Genomic DNA, 19591 nt, shown 5'->3' with positions numbered 1-19591 from the left:
ATTGAGTGCCAGGTACATAAACAATTCAGATATCAATGCCACTAATCTTGTACATTTCCTCATTCACCCATGGAAAATTAATACTTAAACATTTCCAAGTGTAAGTGCCGTATTCACTATCCTCTAACAAATAGAAAAGATCCATGTCTATTAAAAATACGCCATCCTCAGGGTCAGGAATATCATAGTAGTATTTATATTCGTATGTTTCTTTATTCCAACCCCCATCCACAAAGCTCATCCATTCTAAAATTGTATCTTCGCTGAGATTATGATTAAATTGAATTGTCACCTCATATTGTTGACCGTAACGATTATTTTCGATAAACTCTCGCACTTCCTTATACTGTTTAGCGAACGCTTCACTGATTTCATAACCTTCAATTAATATTTGACTCATGTAAATTCCTCCAAATATTTGAATTTAGCTATTAACTAGTCATTTTTCTATTGGTTGTCTACGATAATTATAGCCCTAGATATTCCTCGAAGAATTCCTTAATAAGCGCTATATACTCTCGATATTCCTTTGTGTCTTGAACTTGTTGGAGTGTTTTAGCAGTTAAACTATGGTACCAATACATTTCCCTCATTAATCTAATTAGATTTTTATACTCATTCGTTTCTTTTATATCTGGTGGAAGCTCTCTAACTGAATAAATTTCCCAAGATCGTTTGTCCTTTTTCACACCTAATTCATCATAGAATTTTTCTTTTTCTACCTTGTATTTTCGCACCATTTCTCGCATTTTCGATAAGTCATTAGCAAGGGTCGCAATCTCAATATCTTTTGACTTGTTTGCTTTTAGAAAATTGATTTTGGCTAGTTTTCTTTCACTCCATGATGTCATTGTATCTTCAGTCAAAGCTAGAACTAATTTTGCGATGTTCTTGTTGAACTGTTGCTTCAAAACTTGATAAGATACCTCATCTTCAGGTATTCTCAATGCCTCTCTTTCTCCCAGGGTATCTTGGATAATCGTAGCTACGACCAAATCACTATCCGTTTTATTTATCATATTCGCTGCAATTGTCCCTGCTTCAAGACGACGCAGTACATACGATGCTTCAATTCCCTCATATGCTCGGTTAAATTGATTGACATTATAAATCATTATGAATTCGATTGCTTTATTGATCACTAACAACATCTCCCTTTTAAATCTTTTCATTTGCTTATTTTTATAATAACAATCGATATGTGTCATTAATGCCCCATTAAAAGACGCATAAAAAAAGCACTGGTTCCATGAAACCAGTGCTTTTTGCATCTTTTTAACAAAGATACTATTATTCATTTCAATTTATTTATAACGTTATACTTTAGACTTGATACTTTCTGCAATTTGTCTAATTTCCGAAGCATACATATCATCATATGATTCGAATCCTCGGTTTCTATAAGAACTTCCATTAGGACTATAATGATGTAGTTGTTCGAAATAAGGTTTATATCCGAGTTCTTTTTCAATTGCTTCTCTGACACTTGTTCTATTTAATTTAGAACTAACAGTTATAATTACTTTTGGCTTGATTCCTAATAAGTCAAACTCCTCTTTTAAGCCCTTAGCTTGTATATAAATCTTATCCTTAGAGAGAGAGTCAGCAATTATATCAGCTCCTGAGTTTGAATCTGGTATCCCTGCTGGAAGAAGTTTACCATCATCTTCTACGAATTTAATGAAGTCAGTCATGTACGCACCGTGTAATATATCCGATTTCATAAATTCTGGTGCATATCTGCGAGCAGCAGCTTTGTACATATTGTAAAACATGAACCTTTCATCATTTTCTACCAAGTTCATTAATTCCTCATATCTTTTATTATTGTACGCTTCGTCCTTATATTCATTTAAGATTTTTAGTAATGGATTTGGATTACTTTTAGTTTCTTTTGGACAAGAGAAATTTAATGCAAGAACCACAACATCTCCATGTAGTAACTTGTCTAATCCTTTTTCTTTATATTCTTCTTCGGAATTAGCAATCAATAGTTCTTTTCTCTTTTTGTAATCCATATCTACATTATCCTTGCTGCCATCTAAAATATCTTCATCCCACAATGCCCAAGTTGAGACGTGTCCATATTTTGATTTTAACGCTTCATAGTTCTCATAATCGATATAGTTTTTTCTCATTTTAATAACCACCTTTTAATATGATTTATTTTGTGAATCTTGACCTAGATATACTTGGTTTTTGATAGAATTATTCATTTATCATTTACCTCTCTTACTTTTTATAAATAGAATAATATTTTTGCTCTATATTAAAATTAACAAAAACAATGTGCGAGAGCGTAAAATAGTTTGTGTAAATCGCAATGACTCAATAATGGTCATAGAAAAAGGAAGACCCTTTCCTGTAGAATAGAGTTAGCCAAAACACACCCACAGGAGGTCTTCCCTATGAGCCATCTTACTACAGATTTGCTTGAATCACTAGCCCAAAAACAGGATATTGAAGAAGTTTTTCGCCATCACTTGGAAACAGCGATCAATCAGCTTTTAAAACACGAATTAACAGCTTTTCTGGACTATGAGCCTTATGAGCAGGCTGGCGTTAACTCTGGTAATTCCCGTAACGGATTTTATGGCCGTACGTTTAAGACAGAATACGGCAACCTTGAGCTGCATATTCCCAGAGATCGCAACGGTGCCTTTCAGCAACAAACCCTGGCACCCTATAAACGTTCCAACGACACACTGGAACAGTTTATCATCCACCTGTACGAAAAGGGCATCACAACGGATGAAATCGCCGATTTGATCGAAAAAATGTATGGTCAGCACTATTCCAAACAAACTGTATCCAACCTGACACAGCTTGTGTCAGAAGATGTTAAGGCTTTTCATGAGCGAACGCTGGAACAGCGTTATGTCTGCATTTATCTGGATGCCACGCAAATTCCAATCCGGCGTCAAAGCGTTGAAAAGGAATCGGTCTATATCGCCATTGGCATTGCGGAAGATGGCGGCAAAGAAGTGCTCGACTTCACCATCGCCCCAACGGAATCCGCCGAGGTGTGGGAGGAGCTCGTTCAGCGCTTATATGATCGCGGTGTTGAACACGTCCTTCTTTTCATTTCGGACGGCTTGAACGGCATGACGGATGCGCTGCATCGTGTCTATCCCAAGGCTAAACATCAGGTGTGCTGCGTTCATGTTTCCCGCAACATCGCTAACAAAGTACGTGTGAAAGATCGTGCCGTCATTCTGGATGATTTCAGGGCTGTCTATGAGGCTGAAAGCCGCCAGGATGCTTTAAATGCCCTGGAACAATTTCAAAACAAATGGCATAAGACGTATCCACGTGCTGTCGATGCCGTGATGAAACAGGATCGCTTATTAACGTTTTATGATTTTCCGGCATCCATCCGATCCAGCATCTATACAACAAACCTCATCGAAGGATTTAACAAGGAAATCAAACGCTACGTCAAACGCAAAGAACAATTTCCAAATGAAGATGCCCTGGAACGTTTCCTGGTGACCCAGTTTTTAGATTATAACCATAAGTTCGGTATGCGGTGCCACAGAGGCTTCAAAAAAGCAAAGCCTGAATTACTGCAGATGTTTGAATCGCTGGAGGAACAAGTTTAAACGACTAAAACACTGGCTAACTAAATTCAAAAGGGATAGGGTCATTTACACAAAATTATTGACGCCCCCCAATGTGCATAAAAGTACACATTGTTAGAATTTAAAATGAATCTTTAAAACATTCAACCTAAATTAATGTGTTACTGCTAAACTAAAATGGACAGTTTTTGCTTGATGGAATTGAACACTTTTTAACCCAAAATAATCCTAACTTCAGTTAAACTAAGTATAAAATAATTGAAGTTATGGGGGAACGAGAATGTGTACTAATTAGAAATGATTGTTGAACTGCATCAATTAAAAAGACAAGGTTTCGCAATTGCAGCTATTGCTAGATAATGCAACTTATCGAGAACGACAGTTTATGAGTATTTAGAAAAAAATAAAAAATTTTGTAGTTGGATGGATGTGTTGAAGACAAGAAAATGAAAATTAGATCCTTACCTGGAACATATCCTGGGGTGGTTAAAAGAACATCCGGACTTATCCGCTTCATAAAAAGTCGTTTCATCGGGTAATTTCAACAAAAGCGGCTGAGTCGGTCCAGCCTCAAGACAAAGATCTTCTACAGACTGTTTAAGCTGATCCCACTTCCTCTAATAAAGATTATACAATTCATTATTATACCCCATAATCCTTGTCCGTTTCCGTTTAGCATTCATGTCCTTAAAGACATCAGGATCCTCGTGGACTGGCTTCTGCAGCAGATGTATCACTCATCGCTGTCTCAAAAACCGCTGAAACGACACAATTAAAATCCCGCCTTTGTGTATTATTACCGCCATTTTTTAGCTGACACCATGTACATTCCATAGATCACCATCAAAGTTGTTTATAATCTGTTCTTCGACATACAATCGCAGGGATTCGGGCTCAACTTTTAGAAAGGAAACGCCAATAGATTCACCTAAACGGACCATGTCTTTAACTTTCGTTAGTTTTGAATCTGTTTTAGTGCTTGCTCAAGTAACGAAGAAGCCACTAGTGAAAATGATACAGAATCAAAGAAGGAAACTAGTAATGAAAAAAATGATGATGCTGTAAAAATCTCAATATTCCTAACTGATCCTTATGATTTCTCTAATAATGAATTTATTAATTTCTTACACAAGCATTATCAATCTTATCGAAAATTAACTAACTGAGCGAATTTCATAATTCATAGCCCTTGCGGCGCAAGGACTTAAAAACGTAAAAAAGGAAGTACCTCCCCAAATCTTGTATAATGGTAGTTGAACTAAAACATCCATAGAGATTGGAGGAATACTTCCTATGACTATTATACGACAACCAAGCTTATTTAGCATCCAAGAACTTTATGACATGGAACCTACCCAAAAGTATGAGGCGATCATTTCCGCCGTTGATTTGGATGCCATTTATCACGACATGGCTAAAAAATCCCGTTTGGGCGCGCCTGAAGAGCTGAATGTTGCAGCGATGATTATTTCCGTTTTCATTCGGTATGTTGAACGCATCCCAACCATAAAAGACCTGAAAAAACGCTTAGATGATGATATTGCCTTCAAATTGAATTGTGGATTTCTGGTTTCAGACAAGATTCCTTCGGAAGCTTCCTATTCCCGCCTTTTAACCAAGCTGAGCGAGTCAGATGCATTGGAAAAGGCCCAGGAAAAAGTTGTTCTTCAAGCCATTGCCGAAGGCTTTATCGCTGATGATACAGTCGCCATCGATGCGACTCATTTCGAAGCACGTGATCAGGCCCCGCCTAAAGAAGAAAAGGCAAAGCCGGAACCGAAAAAACGCGGCCGTAAATCCAGGGAAGAGCGTGACCAATGGCTCCAGGAACAAGCTGAGAAAGAAGCGAATCTGCCTCTTTATGACAGGAAAATCGAAGCTCAACTGGATGCATCTTTAACAGAACTTCGAGACGGTGTTCCCCGGGATCCCCAATGGGGGATCAAGAAAAACAGCGAAGGCAAAAATACATTCTGGTTTGGCTATAAAGGACATCTGGCTGTCGGCACATCAAGTCAATACATTTTACAGGCCCTTTTCTCATCAGGAAATCTAAATGATGGAAAAGCCGCAATTCCTTTATTGAAGGGGATGAATGAACGCTTGCCTCTTTCAAACTTGCGTTATCAGACGATGGATGCGGGTTATGATTTTGAACCGATTTACACGCAGGTCTATCGAATGGGCCAGCAATCTATCATTGCCTATAATAAACGCAATGAATCGGAACCCATAGGGTTTGATAAATATTTTGCCCCAACATGTTTCCGTGAACATTCGTACCGTTATGAAAGTTACGATGCCAAACATGAAACCCTGAAGTACACAAACCCAAAGGAATGCAAAGACTGCCCTTTAGCCCATGAAGACATATGCCAGAAAGTATTCAAGATGAAAATCACTAAAGACCTCAGGCGATACACAGCCCCGGCACGGGGCTCTAAAGCTTGGAACACCATCTACAAGCGCCGATCAGCCGTTGAACGTGTCAATGCCTATTTAAAGGAATTCTTTCAGCTCAACAATGTTCGCCATCGTTCAGGGAAACGCGCTCAGATCCATTTTGATATCGTTACGTTGATGTATAATGCATCGAAATTAGCCGCAGACCGCATTGATGCCGCGTTAAAGCAGCAGCAGGCTGCTTAGAGGAATTTTAAAAAAATACACATTAGAAATTCTGCAGGTCTTTGCGTTTTTAATAAGAGCAATTATGAAATTGATTCAACTAATTCAATTTTATTTTTCAAGATTCCTAGATTGTAAAATTAAGCGAGACACAAAAAAGAATATGTCATGATATACTCAATCTAAATCTATCAGTAATGAACAGAATATCGATATCTATTCCGCTAACCCTGGCACAAACAAATACGATAAACGCACTGATCGAAAACGGTGCGAATATAGATATTCGTGATAACAACTTGGCTAATGTGCTTTTGTATGCAGGAGCAAATGGACTGCTTGACATCGTAAAACGTGCAGTTGCGGCCGGCGCAGATACATCGATTACTAATCGCTTTGGATGCACAGCGCTTATACCTGCATCAGAACGCGGGCATGTGGATGTAGTGAATTGTTATGGTCGCTGCCTTTAAACCTAAAGAATTTTCATCTGCATCTAAATTTAGATTATACAAGAATGAAATGACATTTTTGCGAGGACCGATATTGTGCCGCATTCATGTATCATTACTTGCAAAATAGGCTATGATATCTTCGGGTAAAACGTCTAATAAGCCATCTTCTTCGATGGAAGACTGCTCGAATAAGCGGTTGGATTGCAAACGAATAATCTTCTCAACCATTGTCCTTATATCGCGCCCATTACCTTCCATGTTCGCACTCAAACCATCGATATATTTTTTCAGTGTTTGGCTACCCATATCTGTTAGAGCAAATCCCTTGGACTTAAACAGTTGCCGAGCAATTAAAAATAACTCGTTAGCATTATAATCCGGAAAGTGAAACGTATTGGTAAAACGTGATGATATCCCGGGATTGACTTTTAGCAACTCATTCATATGCTGCTGATAACCTGCTAAGATAACAACGATATCCCCCTGATGATCTTCGATGAGTTTTATGAGCGTATTAATCGCTTCTTTTCCAAAATGATCATCGGCAAGCGCATAGGCTTCATCGATAAATAGTACACCGCCAAGCGCATCCATAAATACGTCTTCCGTTTTTAATGCGGTTTGACCGAGGTGGCCGGCCACTAAATCAGATCGAGACACTTCGACCAGATGTCCTTTTTTAAGAATGTTAATACTCTTAAAAAGATCAGCCAGCACTCTGGCAATTGATGTTTTCCCCGTACCGGGATTACCTGTAAAAATGAAGTTCAACGCTTGATCACTTTTATAATCAGGATTTAATTGTTTCCTTTTTTGATTAATGATCTCTTGTTTATATAGTGTTCTGACCATATCTTTTATGTGATCCAGTCCGACGATGTTGTTTAACTGTTTTTCTAGATCAAAGGGCTTTTCTTTTTCAAAGCCAAAGTCCTCTAAATGCAGGGTGTCCATTTCTTTCTCGGATACATCGGTATTGGCCAGTCTGGCTGCTTGTTTTTTAATGGCATATTCCACAGTTTGCCGTGCCAATCTCCCGTTGCCGCCATCTGTTTTACCTTTGATTTGATGTTGTTCAAAAAAGCTAAGCAGTTGTTCCCTGGCCTCAGTATCAATCAAATATCCCTGCGACAAGGCATGATTAAGTGCAATCTGCACAAGCTCATCGTTGGTATAGTCACTAAAATAAAATGTTTGTGTAATTCTGGATTGTAGACCTGGATTTACTTTGAGCAATTCATCCATTTCGTTTGGATAACCGGCAAAAATAACAACCAGATTATCCTTATAGTCTTCCATAGCCTTTACAAGCGTGGCAATCGCTTCCCGGCCAAAATCATTTTCATCACCGTTAGCGAGGGAATATGCCTCATCTATGAATAAGACCCCGCCCATAGCGCTATTAATCTTTTGCTTGGTTTTTACAGCGGTGTGTCCAACATACTGACCAACCAAATCCGAACGATCCACTTCGATCAAACGATCCTCGCTCAAAAAGTCAATGGCTTTTAAGTAATCTGCAATCAATCGGGCTACCATCGTCTTGCCTGTGCCCGGATTGCCCTTGAACAGAAAATGCAGGGGAAGTTTTTCCGACTGATCCCCTTTGGCTTCACGTTTCTTACGATTGACAACATAATCTTGTAAATCTTTTAAAGACGTTTTCACCTCTTGCAAGCCTATTAATTGCTCGATTCTTTCTTGGATAGCTTGCAGATTTTCTCCCGTTTGTTTAACGGCAAGTAATATATGTGTTTCTTCTTCATCTTTTAACATTACCTGGTGATTGTCATATCGGAGCTCAAACGTGCGATCTTCCACCTGATTAACGGCAGAGATAAAGAATTGATTTAATGCTTGGTATATTTGGTTGACAGCAGCTTTTAAGCTTGCTGCACCCCCTTCGTCAAAATAATGATTTATCATGCCTGTAAATTGATCGGGGTCATACTGGATCGTGATTCCAAGATTTGTCTTGATTGTCTCGATACAGTCATCCATCATGGATCGGAATAAGCTTTGCACATCCTTATCTTCCAAAGCAGGTAATGTTAACGTATAAGTGAGTTTGGACCGACTGGATTCTGTAAAGATGTCCAATGCCTTTTCCAACTTGTTATACGTATAAAAAAACAGATATTGCTCCGTTGCCTCTATTGAATCAAAACTGTCAGCAGCCAGCATTTGATTTACTTTTACCAACACACCGTTCTGATAGATATACCTGCCGTCCAGATAAATACGTCCTTCGCTTACAATACTATTTAAATGAGCTATTAAATCAATCGGACACTGATCAACATTTTTAAAAAGCGTAACCTTACTTTTGCCCATAAACGCGTTATAAATATCGACAAAAAACATTTCCACGATATTCTCATCCGCATTATATTGTGCTAAATCAATCACCTGCAGCGCATTACTATCAATTAAATCGTATTGATAAAGAGTATCAAAAAAAACAGAAAGCGTTGTTTGCACGCCTCGACTTTTAGGGCTTGAAATAAGAGCTGCTTCTTTATATTGATAGATAAATTCAGATGTTAATAGAGACTTTTGTAATAGCTGTGAAAGAGAATCGATCAAATCTTCCTGACCGTAAATCATTTTGTAGACATCTTGTTCAACCCCGCGGAGAATTTGTTTATTTTTGTAAAAAGGACTTTTGGTTGTTGTGCTTTTGGATTTTATGTCTGAGTACAGACTTTGTATCTCCGGATCATTTGGTTTTCGTATATAAAGCTTTTTACATAATTTCTCTGCTTGTTCATAGGCTCCTAATTCACACAATCGGGATACAATGACTTTCTGTGCCTCGATATCATGTTTAATCACTTTTTCTTTTGTCAAAGAGGTTAGATCGTTCACCATTTCATCCTGTTTCGTCTGATCCTCTGGTATCACTGAGTGCTGCTTGAGCCCTTGAGCACCTTGATTTTGATAGGCTTGTAGGAAACTCATTGTATCACCCTTTTTACTAAAAAATCACTGCTGTCTATCACCTTAATGAGTTAATATATTTACGGTTCAGTTCATATTTTGGCACGCGTCCATACTTCCAAGTAAAATAACCTGCCGCTGCCATAAAGACAATCATGATAAAGTTGAAACTAACCAATGCATTGAAAAATAAAGGCACAATAAGAATAAACAGTGCTAATATTTTATATCTATTTTTAAAAGAAAGAGCATCATTCGCTTGCGATATCCGATGGTTCACAGCATCTTTGAACGAATTATTCTGTACATATTTGGATGCTTCAGAAAAGTCATCTTTCCCTTTTAATGTACTGTCTCTATCAGTGAAATAATAATCTGATCTACCCCTGCCAAAATTAACTTTTTGTGCCTGGGACAGACCTCTATTGTAATACAAGGTGCCTAAGTCTCCTCGCGCACTATCGCTTAGACCATGGTTTTTTTCAACTTTCTTTAAAATATTAATAGCCTTATTAATTTTGCCTCTTTCTTGGGCAATTGAGGCAGATTCTTCCATATAAGTCGGGTTATCTGGTTTAATATGTAAGGCCTTTTCCAGAAATTCTTCCGCTAAATTCAATTTTTCAGACTTTTTCAGATCCTGTCGGTTATATTGACAAAGAAATGCTATATAATAAAAGAAATCCTCATTTGGCAACAAATTAATAGCCCGCTTAATTTCATACAAGGCATCGCCGTATTCCTTCCAAAAGAAATGAGCTTTGGCGAGTGCCTCCCATGCATAGGGATGATTACCATTTACTTCGGTTGCTTTAGTCGCTACTACAATCGCATCGGCATAATTATCTTGATTGATCAGTGCAGTTGCTTCTTGTATTAATTCATCAGCCGGGTCCATAGACGTGCTCTCATCATGTGGGTCCACTTCGTTTGGGATGGTATCATCACCTTGCTGTTCATAAGCCTCTCTTAGTTGATGATCATACTCCTCCCGTTTTACGGGATCGAGCAATATCTCCCGTGCCTCTTGTAATGCTTCCATTTTTTCAGAAGCTTCACGCTGCTTTTGAGGATCAGGAGCGTTAACACGTTTTCGCCATTTTTTTAAGCCAGAATTAATGGCTTCGTCGATGGCTTCGTCGCTCGCATCGCCATTCAGACCTAATAGGTCATAATAGTCCTCCATTTCACTCTACCTCCATGGCTAACATTGTTTCTTGTCTCTCCTCGTATTCTTCCTGGGTCAGATTGGACTGTCTTTCAATCACAAATTCACCCAGATCCACTTGATTCGATAAATCTTTCGCACCAACGTGAACAATGCCATTTTTATCATAGGCAATGTTGATTTCTAACGGAGAACCCATCGGCAGGTTATCAGGTAAAGCAACCTCAGAAGTCCCAATGATAGTGACATAGTCCGGATCCTCATCTTCTCCTTCGGTAACCTGCACCATAACTGATTCCTGATTGTCTTGAACAGTGACAAAACTCTTCGATCTTTCACAAGGAATTTCTGTATTTCTTTCTAATATAATAGAATTCTCATCGGGATTTTGCCCATCACCGGTAATAATACCCAAGCTATGTGAGTTTACATCACGAACAACAATATGATGACGGCTGTCCTGATCAGAAGGTTCGATTGAGGATGCCTGTACAGCAGCGCCAAGTGCCACAACTTCATCAGGGTTCAAATCTTTTGAAGGTTCAATACCTGTGAGCCGTTCAATCATATCCGAAATGGCAGGTGTTCGTGTGGACCCCCCGACCAATAAAACCTTTGTGATATCGTTCCAAGTTAAATTAGATTCCCCGATTGTTTCTTCCATGATTTGGCTCGTCCTAGCAAGATATGATTCTATTAAATCGTTGAATAATGTTTTAGTGATTTCTTTGCGGATTGTTTGTCCCTGTGAGGATACAGCAACGAGTGACTTATCTCTTTTAGTAAGTGACTTTTTACATTTTTCCGTGCTGTCTCTTAAATCCTGCATGGCCATATCATCATCATACAAGTCCAAACCAGTTTCTTCTTCAAATGCATCTGCTACATAATTAAAAATGGCATTATCAAAGTCGAAGCCGCCTAAATTGGCATCGCCGTCGGTCGCCAATACTTTAACCTCGTTGTCTTGTATATTAACAATACTGATATCAAATGTGCCCCCACCGAGGTCATAAATGGCTACATTCTGATCTGTTGTCTTCTCTTCTAAGTTGTAATAAGCCAGGGCAGCAGCTGTTGGTTCATTGATAATCTTGAGAACATTGACACCAATCATTTCTGCAGCTTCTTTTGTAGCATTACGCTTGGCATCATCAAAATATGCTGGCACGGTGATCACCACATCAGTTATGGTTTCACCCAATTCCTGTTCTGCATCCTGTACAATTCTTTTAAGAATAAATGCTGATGCTTCGACGGCTCCAATGAGCTGATCGGTACCGGGAAGTGGAAATTCAAAACTGTTATTGCCCATTTGTCTTTTGACAAACTGAATGGTATCTTCCGATTGAAACGCTGCGGCTTCTTTTGCCGTCATGCCAATAATTGCTTTTTGATCTTCTATTAAAATAACAGAGGGTGTTGTTCTTTCACCATCACTGTTTTTAACGATCTCGGGTGAGCCATGCTCATTGATATATGACACAGCCGAATTCGTTGTACCTAAATCAATGCCTACTTTCATATAAACCCTGCCTTTCTTTCCTGCAATTTCCATCACTTCAGACATATTATAACATAAACTATCATTTTTTATAGGCCCTTCATGAGTTATCACACTTTGCAAAACCTCCTAAGTCAATCTCATACATATGTCTATGAGTTTAGATCCTGTCATGTCATCCAGCCAGCTTGACGTACATGTTAAAAGTAATTTAATTAAATATTACAAATTAATTCGGCGTGCTGGGCGTATTTACAACCATAAATTGTTAAGATAGTATGAATTCAGATCTCATTTTCGAGCTGAATTTTCTATTACATATTGATAAAAGGGGTGGTTGGAAATATGAAGAACAAATTTCTCACCGGGATCAATAAAGAATTCTTAAAACGAAACTTGCTGCCACTTGCTTTAATCACAGCTATTTTTACAACCGTTATGAATACCTATGCTGATAAAGGCCTAACGTATCTATTTAATTTGAATAATGAATCGATTTATACTTACAACTACTCACTGGGCTTCTTTGGCATATTCTTTGTAATTCCTTCCGCATTATTAGGTACATTGATCGTAAAAGGATTGCTTAAATTACAAAACAAATTTTCTTCATCAGAAACGTCAGATCAGCTATGGTTCCTATCTGTTCCGTTTTTTGAAAAACTGTTTAAGATTCTGGGCAAAGGTGCCCATTTTGCAGGAAAAGCACTGCTTGCAGTCTGGAGGGTTGTCTTCACTTTAATAGGGACGTTCGTTAAGGCGATCAGTCCCAGTTCTACCCGAGGCGGCGGAAAACATACTGGTGGGCTAAGCGGAGGACCTCGCCACTCGGGTGATAACCGAAAAGAAGTTAAAAAACAAGCGGAGTTCCAAGCCAGACAAAAACAAAAAGAGGCGGATGTTGCTTGGAAACATGCAGATAAACAGGCTCGCTATAATGTGAACACCCATCATTTTGATAAACGATACCATAGAGCAGACGCAAAACAGAAAGAAGCAAATGAAGCTTCTAAAAAAGCGCGGAATTTATAATCGCTTTTCTTAAACATTCAACATTTTCTCACCAAATAGAACAACGACAGGTTTTCAGCATTAAACGTTTCAACCGAATCATGCTTAACAGACATTCAACGATTAAACCACGCTTGGTTTGGTACCAAGCGTGGCATTATTATACTAAAATTAAACAAGAAGGATCACTTCCTGTGAAAAGATCCAACCGCTTCAAGGGTTGGATCGCTGTATTTTAATCACACTTCGGAAAAGTCAATGGTCTCCAAAAATACTTCATGTAATATACTCGTGTCTGTGACAGCTTTGATCATTGCTGTTATATATCTTTCTTTATCCATCTTTTCATATTGCCAAATGATGCCTTTTTCTAAGGCATACAGATAAATAAAAGTGCGGATTGTTCGGCCATTCCCTTCTCGAAAAGGATGAAGCATATTCAGTTCTGATTTAAAATAAGCCAAACGTTCAGCTGCTTTCTTCAACGAGTCCCAGGGTGGTTCTTCATCTAGCTGACGAAACAGATTCGTTGCATAGTCGTTCACATACTCAAATTGGCAAAAGAGCGTATCCATTTTCTTTAATTGAACATTTCGAAATTGACCCGCAAAAGGATAAACATCTTGAAAGAAATGAAAATGAAGCTTCTGGAATCCATTCATTGTAAGAGGGATACTTGCATATCCTTCTTGCTCCAATTCTGATGCACGAAGAGAGAAAGCCAACGATTCCCCTTCCTCTAATTCTTCATGTGATTGAGCATCCAGCAAGTTATTTTCTAAAAGATAATCGTCATTATCCTATTCATTATACTTTGCCATGTTCCATTAAATCCTTAATAAGGTCAGGAGTAATTTCAGTTCTTGAATTAACAATATTTATAACACTTTTTTGCTTTTCAAGGGTTAGGTTAAGGTTTTCTAAATTCAGATTTTGCAAAACTCTTTTAAATTCCTTGGATTACAATGTTAATTCTTTCAAAACACCAGCCCCTTTTTCGACGCTTCAAAAAAAAACACCTGTGATAGCGCATAAAACGATCACAAGTGCTTAACTCTTCCTTGTTTAAAAAGCAGACCATATTATAATATAATATGGAACGCCATCTTGATAACGATTATTTTTAAACAGGTGATGACTTTGTTCAATATTGTCGCTGAATTCACTATGATATTCCGTTCGCATCAGACAGCCCTTTCGACCGCCTATAACCTGCTTAATACCAATTTTCAGGAATACAGCGTTTTGTCGCATGATATTTATCAGGATTTACACAATATACATGTCAAATGCACATTGGATATTAACCATAAACCAGAAGATCCATACCGGGACTTGCGGGATGAACTACACTTCAGATTCACACCTGATATGAGTTTTGCCTCGCTTTATATCCATGCGACAGATATGACGCAATCGCCGGCATTATCGTTTGTCCGTTTGATCGATCGCTCATAAGGAGACGGGGCAGGTATGACTCCTGTTTCTGGCTTGTTCATAGCTTCTGCATAAGTTCCGTTAAAAACTGATACACGTCTTTTCGTCTGTGAATGTTCAGGTGCTTATACACGGTGCTGACATAATCCCGGACGGACTTCTCAGCCAGTCCAAGCTCAGCTGTGATCTCCTTATTGGTTTTCTGATGATATAACAGCTGCAGGATCGTTAAATCACGATTTGTTACCTCAATACCTTTTGCCTGTAACAGCTGTTGCATCCGCTCCTTCTCATCATACGGCTTCTCATGCACACTGCTTATGAGAGCTTTGGCTATCTCACCAGCGATCACATACCGCCCATCATAAAACTGCCGGATGATTGCAGGCAATCGCTCAGGTTCTGTATCTTTCAGGACAAGACCAGTCACGCCCAGCTCAACTGCCCGGACAATCCATCCTATATCCGCAGAAGGCAGGAGATACAGAAATTTATTTGCTGGAAAGCGCCGGTGTAAACGATCTTGTAATGGAACGTTATCTGCTTCAGTATCCAGCAAAATAATATCCGGCTCTGCCTCTGCTGCATTGATATCTGTCACCGTCTCAGCATATCCTGCTGCATGCATGTCGGATTCCTGGTTTAATAAGTTTATCATCTGCTCGGAATATACGTGATTAGTAGCCGCTAGTAGAATGGTTATCACTATGTATCTCTCCCGATTAGTTTGTTTATAAAGCTATTAGCTGCACTGCGACACTATACCCTTATACATTTTATACAAACTTAAAAAATAATAATTATTATTAAATAATTGATTGGGTTATTTTATCATTCTGCTATATTAGACTCAAAGGAAAGACATAGTCATTGAGGTGATTGAACATCCATTTGATTGTAATCTTTTCAATGGCCAAAGTGCTGCATCATCAAATCCAGCTGTTATGCTTAATATCGGCAGATCTTATTAACCATTCAAGTTATTAAAAACATAATAACAATGGTGACGGCGGCGATAGGAAAGATAGAACCGCTTTAAGCTTATACGCTGTGAAAATTCTTGTTATGTCATTGTTACTGCCCCCGCTACTTGACTAATGACCTTTAAATGATAATATTTAAAATAATAGAATCATAGATATATTTCGTGGTATCAGTAACATATAGAAACGCAGGTTTTTCCGTTCATCCGATGAAAGGAGATATCAAATGGATTTTTTTGCAGACGTTTTTCACTCGATATATGATTATATCACCAGCGAAACTTTATGGATGACAGTAGGCAAAACAATACTAAAAATGGTCGCTATCATACTCGTTGCATTTGTTTTAAAACACCTGGGAAACAAAGTCATTAATACTGTCTTTAGAGACAAGAAAAAGTCGCGGATAAAGCTGACAACAAACAGACGGGAACAGACATTAAAAAATTTATCCAAAAACATTCTGTCTTATCTCATCATGTTTTTAGCCACCATGATGATCCTGGATGCATTTAATATACCCATTAAAACAATGCTTGCGGGAGCTGGGATTGCCGGCCTTGCTATCGGTTTTGGGGCTCAGAGTCTGGTCAGTGATATTATTGCAGGTTTCTTTATCATCTTTGAGGATCAATTCTCAGTTGGCGATTATATTGAAACGGGCGAAATCGAAGGAGATGTCGAAATCATCGGGCTGCGCACCACGAAATTAAGAAGCTACTACGGTCAGACATATGTTATTCCCAATGGTAAAATCGATATTGTAACCAACTATTCTGCAAGCAATGGCTTTGCAATGGTTGAAGTCAATGTGCCATATGAAACAGATATCATGAACATTGAAAAAATCATTAGCAACGTATTAACAACCTTGCCGTACAAATACGAGATATTTGTCGGAGAACCCGAAATCAATGGTCTGCAGGCACTTGAGTTATCTAATTATGTCATGCGTATTCGTGCGGAAACCCTCCCCGTCATGCAGTGGGCAGGTGGAAGGCTCATTCGAAAAGAAGTCAAAGAAAACTTGTTCGAGCAAGGTATCGATATCCCGTCACCAAGAATCGTCTTCTCTTCAAAAGATGATCATAAAAAGTCCGATTACCGTGAAGTGCAGCAACAGGGCTGACACTTACACTTAGTGATCACTTCCTATCGTTCGACAAAAACCGGGAAGTGACAGTAGTCCGTACCCCTTATACTGGACACATAAATGATTCGACATTTACGCTGCGAGTATGAGGGGAGGTTTTAGAATGTCTGAATCACAAAAGAAACAGCGCTACAGTAAGCAAACAAAATTAGAAGCGATTCGGCGTGTCCTGGAAAATAATGAAGCTGTCCAGTCTGTCGTGGATGATCTTAATATTCGCCATCGGGATAACATCTATGAATGGATTAAGAAATATCAAAGAAATGGTGAAGCCGCCTTTGACCGGTCTTTAGGACGTCCCAAAAAGGGCGAGACTTCTTCCACCACAGAGGAAAAGGTCGATCGCCTCCAAATAGAAGTTGATGCCTTAAAAAAGTATTTAGAACTATCACGCCAAAAGGAGGAGAAACAAAATTTCAAGTAATCGATCAGCTTCGAAGCGAAGCTTATCCTATCAATGCTTTATGTGAGGCATTGGGCGTTTCCCGAAGTGGTTATTATGCCTATCTTAAACGTTCCAACAAAGATGCCAATGAAGAAGAACTTATTTCTTATATTTATCATCAATACAAAGGTGTTCTGGGCGTACGGGGTATCGAATCAAGGATTCGCCAGGATTATTGTTGGGACATGAATCATAAAAAGGTATACCGAATCATGAAAAGGCTTGGCTTAAAGGCGGTTATCCGACAGAAAAGCCATAAGAGGAAATACCAGCAATCATCTGCAGGAAGAGTTTACGACAATCTATTGAAACGGGATTTTGATGCAGATAAACCATTTAGGAAATGGGTGACAGATGTCACGGAGTTTAAGGCAGGCAATCAAACGATTTACCTTTCGGTCATCATGGATCTGTTTAATAACGAGATTGTTGCCTATCAGGCAAGTCGGGATCACGACATTAATCTGGTCGAAAATACGATCAAGAAGGCGGTTAAAAAGAAAGGAACGCATACTGATACCATCTTACACAGTGATCGGGGTATGCAGTACCGTTCCAATAGATATCATCAATTAATGAAAGCATATAACCTGACACCAAGCATGTCAAGAAAAGGCACATGCCTTGATAACGCATGTGCAGAGGGGTTTTTCTCGCATTTTAAATCCGAAGCTTTTATTCTATTTCCGTGCCAATCCGTTCAAGGCGCTTATAGAACCATTTCCAAGTACATTGCTTATTATAATAAGCAGCGCTGTCAAAAAGGTTTGAACAGGCTGTCTCCGAGTCAATATTTTCAATGGATGGCAGCCTGAATCACAAGCAAACAATCGAATAAACATGATCATTTATGATCAATGTGTCGAATATTTTCTTGTCCGAAAAATGGGGTATTGACCACAGGCACTTAGCCACCTTACCCAGGAAAAGTAACAGTCACTGTTGTCCATTCGCCGTACCTGCTGTCGATGTCTATCGTTCCGTTATACATAGCCACCAGGTCCATCACGATCGCTAGTCCCAAACCGTTCCCGCCATGTTTTCTGCTTCTGGATTTATCCACTCGGTAAAAGCGGCGGAATACAAATGGTATTTCTGCTTCAGGGATGCCCGTCCCAAAATCCGTCACGTCAATGGTTAATTGCTCCGCTGTCTGTCTTGCTCTGACGTCAATCACCTTGTCATCTTCTGAATAGGTGATAGCGTTATCCAATAGGATGATCATCATCCGTTCAAAATGGTTTTGGCTCATTTTCAGGGTAACGCCGGTATCAAAATCCAGATGGGGTCTGATCTCAAATTCTCTGTGAATCAATTGATAATTCTCGATTAACATCTCCAGCTTCTGCTTTACCTGGCTGCTTTCCATATGGCTGACGTCTGACGAATCGTTCTGTCCTTTTGTCAGGGTCAATAATTCTGAAACGAGATGGGTGAGCCGGTCGGTTTCATTCACGCTAAGTTGAATCGATCTTTCCAAAACTTCAGGATTGTCCTTCCCCCAGCGCTGAATCAAGGACAGATGCCCATGGATAATGGTCAGTGGTGTCTTCAGCTCATGAGAGGCATCTTCAACAAATTGCTGCTGCTGCTGAAAAGATGTTTCCAGATTATCCATTAGCTCATTGAACATCATACCCAGCTCAGCCATTTCGTCCTGCTTTTGTTTGATCGGCATTCTTTCCTTCAGTCCGTTTTCCTTCACTTTTTTCATCGTGCTGATCATCGAATTAATGGGTTTGAGGAGTTGCGACGAGATGAACCTGCCGCCGATAAAACTCAACACAACCGCTGCAAGTCCGGCTATTATCACCACCATGCCGATTTGTTCGAAGAGACTCTCATAGTCTTCTATATCCCTTGTTATTTCAACAGTCCCGCTGAATTCGCCGGTTTCAACAGGTGTCTTGTAAATGAGTAATGGGTCATCCTCCTGGTTTGCTTTCACCAGGTTTTTCTCTGTCACATGTTTGGGAGGGCGTAATTCATCAGCATCATCGGCAATTGTCACGACCGTTTTATCATTGTCATTGATAAGCCGTATCGTCTGATCGTCTTCGTTAAGGACCTCCAGATAACTTGCACTCTCAGAGATCGCTTGTTCAGAAGGCATTTCGTCAATATAGGCGGTTACTTCTTTCATTGTTTTTTGAACGGTTTTCGTTTCTTGATTCGCTGCCCAGTTTTGAATGACGACATATTGTGACAGACTGTAAGCTAAAAATAAAAATAATATTAAAAACGTCGCCCATAATGTCAATTTCCACTTGATACGCATGCTTCCCC

Annotated in this window: 16 protein-coding genes and 1 pseudogene; 8 read left to right on the top strand and 9 right to left on the bottom strand. The window is 39.1% G+C overall.

Annotated elements, in window-relative coordinates; translation table 11 throughout:
* Window positions 1-25: 25 nt before the first annotated feature.
* The 3 genes from ACZ444_RS03560 to ACZ444_RS03550 form a co-directional block, all read right to left on the bottom strand.
* Window positions 26-400 (bottom strand): hypothetical protein, encoded by a 375-nt coding sequence (locus ACZ444_RS03560; protein ID WP_382359415.1) that lies wholly within the window; start codon window positions 398-400, stop codon window positions 26-28.
* Between the two features lie 67 nt (window positions 401-467).
* Complete coding sequence (locus tag ACZ444_RS03555; protein WP_464433578.1) at window positions 468-1271, bottom strand: hypothetical protein; 804 nt, start codon at window positions 1269-1271, stop codon at window positions 468-470.
* 45 nt (window positions 1272-1316) lie between these two features.
* Complete coding sequence (locus ACZ444_RS03550) at window positions 1317-2138, bottom strand: hypothetical protein (protein WP_382359421.1); 822 nt, start codon at window positions 2136-2138, stop codon at window positions 1317-1319.
* A 270-nt stretch (window positions 2139-2408) separates the two neighbouring features.
* On the opposite strand from ACZ444_RS03550, the gene ACZ444_RS03545 reads away from it, so the two are divergent.
* The 3 genes and pseudogenes from ACZ444_RS03545 to ACZ444_RS03535 form a co-directional block, all read left to right on the top strand.
* Window positions 2409-3602 (top strand): IS256 family transposase, encoded by a 1194-nt coding sequence (locus tag ACZ444_RS03545; protein ID WP_464433219.1) that lies wholly within the window; start codon window positions 2409-2411, stop codon window positions 3600-3602.
* A 1272-nt stretch (window positions 3603-4874) separates the two neighbouring features.
* Window positions 4875-6230: an IS1182 family transposase gene (locus ACZ444_RS03540; RefSeq protein ID WP_464433229.1), complete on the top strand. Its 1356-nt coding sequence runs from the start codon at window positions 4875-4877 to the stop codon at window positions 6228-6230.
* Between the two features lie 230 nt (window positions 6231-6460).
* Window positions 6461-6658: pseudogene (locus ACZ444_RS03535) on the top strand (ankyrin repeat domain-containing protein); the annotation flags it as partial.
* A gap of 108 nt (window positions 6659-6766) precedes the next feature.
* Here ACZ444_RS03535 and ACZ444_RS03530 read toward each other — a convergent pair.
* From ACZ444_RS03530 to ACZ444_RS03520, 3 genes are all read right to left on the bottom strand, one after another.
* On the bottom strand, window positions 6767-9271 hold the full coding sequence (locus ACZ444_RS03530) for an AAA family ATPase (protein WP_464433577.1): 2505 nt from the start codon (window positions 9269-9271) through the stop codon (window positions 6767-6769).
* Window positions 9272-9662: 391 nt separating this feature from the next.
* Window positions 9663-10790, bottom strand: a complete 1128-nt coding sequence (locus ACZ444_RS03525) for a J domain-containing protein (protein WP_382359209.1) — start codon at window positions 10788-10790, stop codon at window positions 9663-9665.
* A gap of 1 nt (window position 10791) precedes the next feature.
* A complete protein-coding gene (locus tag ACZ444_RS03520; protein WP_382359206.1) occupies window positions 10792-12342 on the bottom strand; it encodes an Hsp70 family protein in 1551 nt (516 codons plus the stop codon).
* 372 nt (window positions 12343-12714) lie between these two features.
* Here ACZ444_RS03520 and ACZ444_RS03515 point away from each other — a divergent pair, with 372 nt between their 5' ends.
* Window positions 12715-13308, top strand: coding sequence for a cell envelope integrity protein TolA (locus ACZ444_RS03515; RefSeq protein WP_382359203.1), 594 nt, complete (start codon window positions 12715-12717; stop codon window positions 13306-13308).
* A gap of 218 nt (window positions 13309-13526) precedes the next feature.
* Here the strand turns inward: ACZ444_RS03515 and ACZ444_RS03510 are convergent, their stop codons facing one another.
* The gene (locus ACZ444_RS03510; RefSeq protein WP_382359200.1) at window positions 13527-14057 is read right to left on the bottom strand and encodes a Fic/DOC family protein; all 531 of its coding nucleotides are present in this window, start codon (window positions 14055-14057) and stop codon (window positions 13527-13529) included.
* A gap of 337 nt (window positions 14058-14394) precedes the next feature.
* On the opposite strand from ACZ444_RS03510, the gene ACZ444_RS03505 reads away from it, so the two are divergent.
* Window positions 14395-14745, top strand: coding sequence for a hypothetical protein (locus ACZ444_RS03505; protein ID WP_382359197.1), 351 nt, complete (start codon window positions 14395-14397; stop codon window positions 14743-14745).
* Between the two features lie 37 nt (window positions 14746-14782).
* On the opposite strand, the gene ACZ444_RS03500 is transcribed toward ACZ444_RS03505, so the two are convergent.
* The gene (locus tag ACZ444_RS03500; RefSeq protein ID WP_382359194.1) at window positions 14783-15382 is read right to left on the bottom strand and encodes a LuxR C-terminal-related transcriptional regulator; all 600 of its coding nucleotides are present in this window, start codon (window positions 15380-15382) and stop codon (window positions 14783-14785) included.
* Window positions 15383-15933: 551 nt separating this feature from the next.
* Between ACZ444_RS03500 and ACZ444_RS03495 the strand changes: the two genes are divergently transcribed.
* The 3 genes from ACZ444_RS03495 (at window position 15934) to ACZ444_RS03485 (ending at window position 18120) form a co-directional block, all read left to right on the top strand.
* The gene (locus ACZ444_RS03495) at window positions 15934-16836 is read left to right on the top strand and encodes a mechanosensitive ion channel family protein (RefSeq protein ID WP_382359191.1); all 903 of its coding nucleotides are present in this window, start codon (window positions 15934-15936) and stop codon (window positions 16834-16836) included.
* Window positions 16837-16963: 127 nt separating this feature from the next.
* Complete coding sequence (locus ACZ444_RS03490) at window positions 16964-17284, top strand: transposase (RefSeq protein WP_382359182.1); 321 nt, start codon at window positions 16964-16966, stop codon at window positions 17282-17284.
* A complete protein-coding gene (locus ACZ444_RS03485) occupies window positions 17248-18120 on the top strand; it encodes an IS3 family transposase (RefSeq protein WP_464433808.1) in 873 nt (290 codons plus the stop codon). The genes ACZ444_RS03490 and ACZ444_RS03485 overlap by 37 nt, the downstream gene beginning before the upstream one ends.
* A gap of 101 nt (window positions 18121-18221) precedes the next feature.
* Here ACZ444_RS03485 and ACZ444_RS03480 read toward each other — a convergent pair whose 3' ends face one another.
* A complete protein-coding gene (locus ACZ444_RS03480; RefSeq protein WP_382359276.1) occupies window positions 18222-19583 on the bottom strand; it encodes a HAMP domain-containing sensor histidine kinase in 1362 nt (453 codons plus the stop codon).
* Between the last annotated feature and the right edge of the window lie 8 nt (window positions 19584-19591).

Source organism: Lentibacillus kimchii (assembly GCF_055381965.1).
Note: the sequence above shows the minus strand (reverse complement) of the source record. Positions and strands in the feature narration are given on the sequence as shown.